The 1297-nt window shown below is 77.4% G+C and carries 3 protein-coding genes and 1 pseudogene; all 4 read left to right on the forward strand.

The window, feature by feature from the left end:
- Nucleotides 1–290, forward strand: a pseudogene (locus ABZ914_RS51500) (hypothetical protein); the annotation flags it as partial.
- Entirely contained in the window at nucleotides 287–538 is a 252-nt protein-coding gene (locus tag ABZ914_RS51505) for a monovalent cation/H+ antiporter complex subunit F (protein ID WP_500201832.1), read from the forward strand. The pseudogene ABZ914_RS51500 and the gene ABZ914_RS51505, both read left to right, overlap by 4 nt.
- Complete coding sequence (locus tag ABZ914_RS51510; RefSeq protein WP_500201833.1) at nucleotides 535–933, forward strand: monovalent cation/H(+) antiporter subunit G; 399 nt, start codon at nucleotides 535–537, stop codon at nucleotides 931–933. The genes ABZ914_RS51505 and ABZ914_RS51510 overlap by 4 nt, the downstream gene beginning before the upstream one ends.
- Nucleotides 930–1297 (forward strand): Na(+)/H(+) antiporter subunit B (locus ABZ914_RS51515; protein ID WP_500201834.1); only part of this gene is annotated, 368 nt, incomplete at its 3' end. The genes ABZ914_RS51510 and ABZ914_RS51515, both read left to right, overlap by 4 nt.

Genomic DNA, 1297 nt, shown 5'->3' on the forward strand with positions numbered 1-1297 from the left:
CCTCGCTGGCCGTCGCGCCCGGCGCCGCCAACCGCGGCGCCGCCACCCTGCTGGTGTCGACCTCGCCCGCCACCTTCGTCGGCGGCGTCGACCCCGAGCGCGGCCTGCTGAACGTCCACCGCCTCGGCCGCGACCCGTCCGCCTTCGAGCGGCGGCTGCGCGACACCGGCCTCGTCCAGGACCCGCGCCGCGTCCCCCACCGCCCCGACGAACCCGGCACCCCCAGCGCACCGGACGGCCCGCAAGAGCCGGGCGGGCCGGGCGGGCACGGTCCCGGGGAGGCGCGATGAGCATCGCCGTCCCCGCCCTGGTGCTGCTGGCCGGCGCCGTGCTGCCCGCGCTGCTGACCACCCTGCGCGGACGCCCCGTCGACCGGCTCGCCGGCCTCATCGTCACCGGCCCCCTGGTCACCCTCGTGCTGGCGCTGCTCACCTCCGCCTACGGGCGCCCCGCCTACCTCGACGTCGCCCTCGTCCTGGCCCTGCTGTCGTTCGCCGGGGCGCTGGTGTTCGCCCGCTTCTTCAGCCGGACCCTGTGACAGGACGGAGCGACCGTGACCGGGACACCACCGCGATGACCCTCCTCGCCGACACCCTCACCTGGGCCGGCACCGCCGTCTGCGTCCTGGCCGGGCTGCGGCTGGCCCGCACGCCCGGCGCCGCCGGCCGCCTGCACGCCGTCGCGCCCGTCACCGCGCTCGGCGCTCCGCTGCTGCTGGCCGGCCTGGCCCTGCACCCCTGGTCGTCCTGGCACGACGTCGTCAAGATCATCGTGATCGGGGTGCTGCTCGCCGCGACCGGCCCCGCGACCGTCGTCACCGCCGGCCAGGCCGTCGCCCGCGCCGACAGGGCCGACAGGGCCGACCACCGCCGCCCCGGCCCGCGGAACGCGAACGGGCGCAGCAGCGGCGGCCCGGGAACGGAGGAATCGTGAGCGACCCGTTCTCCGGCGCCCTCGCCGACGCGCTGATCCTCACCGCGCTCGCCCTGACCGTCCTCATGGCGACCGCCGTCGTGCTGACCCGCAACCCCGCCCGCCAGGCCATCGTCCTGTCCGGATACGGGATGGTCCTCGGCGTGCTGTTCCTGATCCTGCAGGCCCCCGACGTCGCCATGTCCCAGATCGGCGTCGGCACCGTCGTCGTCCCCCTCATCGTCGTGCTCGCCCTGCACGCCACCCGCCGCCACCGCGAGGGCGGCGACACCGGCGAGGAGGACCGCCGCCCCGACCGCGACGGCCCCGACCGCGAGGGCGACGGCGACGGGACCGGCACGGCATCGGGCACGGCGTCCGGCAC

The organism is Spirillospora sp. NPDC046719, assembly GCF_040645715.1.
Taxonomy (GTDB): Bacteria; Actinomycetota; Actinomycetes; order Streptosporangiales; family Streptosporangiaceae; genus Spirillospora.

What these genes read in the sequence shown, in the direction of transcription:
- ABZ914_RS51505 (WP_500201832.1), top strand. Translation starts at nt 287, where the DNA reads ATGAGCATCGCCGTCCCCGCCCTGGTGCTGCTGGCCGGCGCCGTGCTG.